Below are 5,977 nucleotides of genomic sequence, written 5' to 3' on the forward strand. Positions count from 1 at the left end.
CTCCCGGCTTCCCCCATCGTAAAACGACCACAAAAAAAGGCCAACCAGTAATTACTGGCTAACCTGATAATACGAAAAGCCGCCAGGATATAATCCAGCGGCTTTTCTGTGAATATGAAACGATAATCTGTGCGACCTATAGTTGCTGCATCCATTCATTTTCAGAAATGACGGTATATCCTTCTTGTCTCAACAATGCTGAGGTGACACCTTCTCCAGTTACCTTGTGATTGGCAAAATTCCCATCATAGATCATCTTTGTACCACAGGACGGACTAAACTCCTTCAGTACCACACACGATACATTCAATTCTCGCGCCCATTCGAGCGTCTGATAGGCTCCCTTAATATAAAGCTCTGTGACATCCTTGCCACTTTTCTCGATCACTTTTGCAGTGCCTGCCAGTACGTCCTTGCCCGTGCCACCGATAATTTCAGCTGGTTCCCGTGGAGTCGAGAATCCGCCAAGCAGCTCCGGACATACCATCTTAGCCTGCTCCTGCTCCACCAGCTCCTGAATTTTCTCATCCAGGCTCGCTGTTCCATTGTAACGGCAAGCTACCCCTGCCAGACATGAACTCACCAAATATTTCATCGTTATCTCCTTATACACATTCCATCTATGAAGTAAATTGTAACATATAAGATCAAGCTCTATAACTCGCCTCTGGTAATCATCTTGATCCGTCCATCTTCCCTGTATTCAACCTGAAAAACATCCGTGCTCGACTCCAGTTCAAATGTGACGACTCCTAATTGCTCAGCATTTCTGTGAAGTTTATAAGCATCAAAATCAATGTTAAATATCTTCTTCACTATTAGCCCCACTTTTTCTCTAAGAAGAGACTCATCTATATTATATAATTTCTCATGATAAGCCTCCATCTCTTCGATGTTGCCTATTTCTTGTTGCTCATAATGATTAGCATCCCCTACGGTATAACCCAAGCCCTCTTTTCCTTCGGTCATCTGTACAAAGTAGTTATCTTTAAAGGAAAAAAAGACTGTATCCTTGCCAATTTCATCATCTTTGCTTCGGCTTGCTCTTACCAGATCAAGATTGGCTTTACCAGACAGAGCCTCAATCGCGTTTCTGGCATCCGTCAGCGCTGCCTGGGATACCTGATCAGGACTAAGGTCGCCTGTGATCGAAACAGCCTGGTCCTGCTGCCATACAATCTCCCCATAACCATCGCCAGTCTCATTTTCTAACCATAATGTCGTATGTGATATCGGCTCCAATTCCCCTTGCTTCATACTCACAAAACGTTGGACTGACGCAGGTTTAAGCGTTGGAGTGCTGCCTATACTTTGCAAAAGCGATGGAATTTGACGCAGATAACGGTGTTCCAGCTTGCTTGGCTGCATCTCACGTCTCATCTTTACTTCACGCAGATTCCCTGTTGTCGCATCGAGCCATATCTGCGCATACTCCTTCTCGCTTTCATTTCCAGCCTCTACATATATTCTGCCGGACACAGGCAGGTCTTCCACTTTCTTAATCTTCAGCTGTTTACCGAGATCGTCTCGCATCGTAGTCGCAACATTTCTTTTCATTTTGTCGGTTAGCAGATTTGTGTTCAAACCATCGGATAACTGTAACGCTGCTGTCGGATAGACCTGCTCGATCACGGGTTTCACCAGCTGTCCATCATCCCAGATCCATAGGAACAATCCAGCAGCAATAACCAACGCACCCATACCGGCAACAAGAGGCCCTCTTCTAGGGCGACGCTTATGTGAAACGTTACCTACTTGCGGCCTGGACAAATTAGCCTTGCTCTCTGGCCTATCTCCCTTGCTTCCCTCTTCCGACTTCTTCATCCACTCCACCTGTTGAAGCACCTTTCGCTTGTGATCCTCTGTAAAAGGAGACAAAGCAAACGGTCCCTTCCGGATTTCCTTTTCCCATTGCTCATCCTTGTGTGTCATTTGCTTCGCTCCTCCCATTGTTTCCGTACCTTATTCTTACCTCGGGATAGTCTGGATTTTACTGTGCCTAAGCTGATTTTCAACATCTCAGCAATCTCACTCGTCGTAAGCTCATACTTCAGATTCAGCAAAAGAATCTCCCGGAACTTCTTTGGCAACGCCAGAACAATATCCCAGATTTCATGGATATGCTCCTTACGCATCACTTCCATCTCGGCCGAAGGATGTGCAGACTGCTCTGCAATCATGACTCTTTGGCTCGAACCCCCACGCTCTGTCTCAATGGGTAACGTCTCTCCCCACAGACTGCTGCGAAAAAATCTGGATTTTCGATATGTAAAAGTGGTGTTTCTAGTAATCGTCAACAGCCAGGTTTTCAATGAGCAATCTCCACGATAATGAGCGATCCCCGAGTACGCCCGAATAAATACCTCCTGTGACAATTCATCTGCCTGTTCGGCACTTTTGGTCAGAAAATAAGCGTAATTCCACACGTCATTTCCGTAGTCATCCATTATGCTGCTAAGTGTGTAATTGTCTATGGTCTGAGCCTGTGCCAGTAATTGATCATCCAACTGTTTGTTCACCTCACTTAATATGACTGAGTCTAATGTGATTTGGTTCCCTATTTTGGACATTATTTCTTATTATTGTAGCAAAATAAAAAAACAGCATGTTCAACATCGCTGAACACGCTGATTCCTTCAAGTTTACTTAGTTAATAATCTCTATCAGAAAGCTTTTAGGTGAACGCTCCACTTCCACAGTTTCTTTCTGCCCTCTAGTCTAACGTATCATTTTCATCGTTATGCTTTCACCGCAGCAATCATCAGAAACATCGGTCTCCGATTCTCGTCTCTCAGGCCTGGAACCTGTTCCATCATCTCCAAAGATGGCTTGGATTCAGCTACCTGTTGAATAGCAAACCCTGCCTTAATGAGTTCATTTAGATGTGTTGCCAGTGTGCGATGATATTTAACCACATCCTGATTCAGAAAGTTCGCCATACGTTTCCCTTCATCATGGTAATCATCCACGGGCCAGTGCAGGATTTCACCTTCGGGTCCGTAATGCCAATCCTGCGCAGCGCGAGCGGTGAAGATCGGATGTTCGGAAGATAGTACAAATGTGCCCCCTTCTACGAGACAATCATTGATCTTAGCGTACACCGTGTCTAATCTTTCAATATAATGCAAGGCAAGTGAACTAATCACAATGTCGAATTGTGCCGGTGCAAAATCAATATCTTCAATCGCCAGCTGCTTGTACTCGATCTGCGGATCGTCCGTCATTTCACGAGCACGCTGAAGCATATTTTCAGACAGATCTACACCGATCACTGAACTCGCTTGTTGCTCTCGCGCATACCGGCAGTGCCAACCAAAACCACATCCCAAATCCAGCACACGCTTGTCCTTCAAATCAGGCAAAAGAGTCTGCAGTTCATGCCACTCCCCCGCTGCATCCAGCCCTTGAACGGAACGTGCCATCTTACTGTAGTTATTGAAAAACTCAGCTTCATCGTATTTATTTTGTTTCATCAAGAGATTCCTCCCGCCTTATAAATATCCACCTACTCTATCACATAAACAATATTTAAACGCAAAAGTTGCCAAGAGAATTCATGGCGTGTTATCATACAGAACGAACGTTCAGTATTATTAAATATAGAATGAACATTCAGTTTACTAACGGAGGTCATTATGAATACGAATTGGACGCATCCATTGGAAGGGCAATCTGTAGGTAAAGCTTTTATAAGTTACCTCGTGCCTTCTGTATTAGGGATGCTGGTAGTTGCTTTTAATTTTATTATCGACGGCATTATGGTTGGACACAAACTGGGTTCTACCGCAATGGCCGGGATCGGCATTGCCTCACCTGTCTACACGCTCTTTGTTGCCATGTCGCTGTGGATTGGTATGGGCGGGGCAACGTTGTACTCCAACGCTATGGGTAGAAAAGATATCACTTCAGCCAAACAAATTTTCACCAAATCCATTATGCTCATTATGTTAGTTACGGTAGCCATTGGATATGTTGCATTTACATTCAAAGACAAACTGGTATACTCCCTCGGTGCAAACGCCGAGACTTTCCCGTTTGCTTCGGACTATATGAATATCATGTTATTGTTCGGGTTCGTTTTCACCATTGAGAATGCACTCTCTGTCTTTGTACGAAACGATGGGAACCCCAACACGTCGATGTACGCTCAGATTACGTTTGCTGTAGCCAATATCATCATCAATTATATAACATTGTATGTACTTGAATGGGGTGTACGCGGTGTGGCCCTCGGTACAATTGTATCGGCGTCTCTTGCGCTACTTGTTCTGTTCACTCACTTTTTCAAAAAAACAAATAATCTCACGTTCACCCGGTTCAAGTGGAACAACAAACTGCTGGCTTCCCTGCTGCTCATTGGTTTCCCCAGCTTTCTGGCTGAACTTGGCATGTCGGTCTTCTCTGTCTCTCACAATATCTCCATGGACCGCATTGCAGGCACGGATGGTGTAGCATCCTTTACCGTGTTGAACTATATTCATGGTGTTGTATTGTTGGCTTTCCTGGGTCTCGCATCCGCTGCCCAACCTCTGATAAGCTATTATCACGGTGCCAATCAGATTAAACGGGTACAACAAACGATACGTTTAGCCACTAAAACAGCTCTCGCATGCGGTCTGTTGTTACTGGTTGTTGTTCAGATCGGTGCACCTTATTTCGTGCAAATCTTTGGAAACTTCAGTAGTGGCGTAACGAATAATGCCGTTTACGGATTACGTATATTTACATTTGCCTATGTCTTTATGGGTGTTAACTTTGTCATGAGCACCTATTTCCAATCTGTTGGTAATGCCAAAATGGCCATCTGGATTACAGCTGCGCGTGAAATGATTATCATGATTGCGTTGATTGCGATCCTCCCTTCATTCTTTGGTGTCACGGGTGTGTGGCTTGCCGTACCGCTGTCCGAAATGCTGGTTCTCGCAACCATAGCCCTGTACTATAGAAAACGATCCCTTACGGATCGAATACACGCGTTGCAGTCTGAATAACGTTAACAGGTAATAACAGCAACAGATAGAAGATCAATGGAACGTAGATAAAATGTAGGTAGACCTCATAAATAATCTAAAAAACTAATATACAAAGCCCTGCACGATCAATATAGATCGGTCAGGGCTTTTGTTTTATCCTAAATTTAGATGTAAATTAGATACGTATATCAAATCGACCATTGCTGTCTGTCATTGCGTTCGCAATCTCCTTAGGGGTAGCTACTCCCATTCCATTGGATGGTGGTTGGGCAGGTGGAGCCTCCTTCGTAGCAGTTGTACCGGCTCCTTGAGAGCTTTGCTGTGCAATCTGGTTCTCAATCTGTTTGATCTGCTGTTGAAGCTGTTTGGTCTTTGTCTCCTTAGTCTGTTCATCGTCCTTGCTGGATTGCACTTTCTCCAGCTGAGCCTCAAGCTTCGTCTTTTGTTTCTCCAAGCTGCTTGAATTGTCCGAACTCGAAGATGTCGATATGTATGATGTAGTGGAGCTGGCTGTAGAAGATATATTCATTATGATTTCCCCCCTCTTTACTTAGCTTCACTATACCCTATCCCACTGAAACGTACGTTAAATTCAACTGAAAGGTTGCTGAAGGAGCTAAGAATCAGAAGTCGAACAGAGGGAAGTATGCATACCAGCATTAATAGTCTGATCAATAATATTGAAAGTCTTAATATAAGTGAAGGATCTTATTTTCGTCTCATCTATAAAAATAGTAAAACAAAAAGACACACTCGATATCATCAAGTGTGTCTTTAGATTGCTTGGCGGCGTCCTACTCTCCCAGGACCCTGCGGTCCAAGTACCATCGGCGCTAGAGGGCTTAACGGTCGTGTTCGGGATGGGTACGTGTGGAACCCCTCCGCCATCGCCACCAAACGCATAGCTTAGCTTACATTCAGAGATCGTTCTCTGAAAACTAGATTCGAAACGAAACACGCGAATTACAACTTGCTAATTGGATAAGCCCTCGACCGATTAGTAC

6 protein-coding genes and 1 rRNA gene are annotated in these 5,977 nt (G+C 44.4%); 1 reads left to right on the plus strand and 6 read right to left on the minus strand.

Going from position 1 to position 5,977, the window contains the following annotated elements:
* Positions 1–136 precede the first annotated feature (136 nt).
* The 4 genes from C161_RS21740 to C161_RS21755 form a co-directional block, all read right to left on the minus strand.
* Positions 137–595, minus strand: coding sequence for a DUF523 domain-containing protein (locus C161_RS21740; protein WP_036672736.1), 459 nt, complete (start codon positions 593–595; stop codon positions 137–139).
* 59 nt (positions 596–654) lie between these two features.
* Positions 655–1,932: a hypothetical protein gene (locus C161_RS21745; RefSeq protein ID WP_036672738.1), complete on the minus strand. Its 1,278-nt coding sequence runs from the start codon at positions 1,930–1,932 to the stop codon at positions 655–657.
* Positions 1,929–2,507 carry an RNA polymerase sigma factor gene (locus C161_RS21750; RefSeq protein WP_036672740.1) on the minus strand — a complete coding sequence of 193 codons (579 nt, stop codon included), beginning with the start codon at positions 2,505–2,507 and terminating at the stop codon, positions 1,929–1,931. Before C161_RS21750 ends, C161_RS21745 begins: the two co-directional genes overlap by 4 nt.
* A 231-nt stretch (positions 2,508–2,738) precedes the next feature.
* The gene (locus C161_RS21755; protein ID WP_036672742.1) at positions 2,739–3,473 is read right to left on the minus strand and encodes a class I SAM-dependent methyltransferase; all 735 of its coding nucleotides are present in this window, start codon (positions 3,471–3,473) and stop codon (positions 2,739–2,741) included.
* A gap of 162 nt (positions 3,474–3,635) precedes the next feature.
* Here C161_RS21755 and C161_RS21760 point away from each other — a divergent pair, with 162 nt between their 5' ends.
* Positions 3,636–4,991 (plus strand): MATE family efflux transporter, encoded by a 1,356-nt coding sequence (locus C161_RS21760; RefSeq protein ID WP_036672743.1) that lies wholly within the window; start codon positions 3,636–3,638, stop codon positions 4,989–4,991.
* 157 nt (positions 4,992–5,148) lie between these two features.
* Here C161_RS21760 and C161_RS21765 read toward each other — a convergent pair whose 3' ends face one another.
* Together C161_RS21765 and rrf are read right to left on the minus strand one after the other, a co-directional pair.
* A complete protein-coding gene (locus C161_RS21765; protein WP_036672744.1) occupies positions 5,149–5,502 on the minus strand; it encodes a FlxA-like family protein in 354 nt (117 codons plus the stop codon).
* Positions 5,503–5,754: 252 nt separating this feature from the next.
* Positions 5,755–5,871 (minus strand): 5S ribosomal RNA (gene rrf / locus C161_RS21770).
* Between the last annotated feature and the right edge of the window lie 106 nt (positions 5,872–5,977).

Source organism: Paenibacillus sp. FSL R5-192, from assembly GCF_000517845.1.
GTDB lineage: Bacteria > Bacillota > Bacilli > Paenibacillales > Paenibacillaceae > Paenibacillus > Paenibacillus amylolyticus.

Bases quoted from the DNA above. Each gene is read 5' to 3' on its own strand.
- C161_RS21740 (WP_036672736.1), bottom strand. From the start codon at position 595: ATGAAATATTTGGTGAGTTCATGTCTGGCAGGGGTAGCTTGCCGTTAC.
- C161_RS21745 (WP_036672738.1), bottom strand. From the start codon at position 1,932: ATGACACACAAGGATGAGCAATGGGAAAAGGAAATCCGGAAGGGACCG.
- C161_RS21755 (WP_036672742.1), bottom strand. From the start codon at position 3,473: ATGAAACAAAATAAATACGATGAAGCTGAGTTTTTCAATAACTACAGT.
- C161_RS21760 (WP_036672743.1), top strand. From the start codon at position 3,636: ATGAATACGAATTGGACGCATCCATTGGAAGGGCAATCTGTAGGTAAA.
- C161_RS21765 (WP_036672744.1), bottom strand. From the start codon at position 5,502: ATGAATATATCTTCTACAGCCAGCTCCACTACATCATACATATCGACA.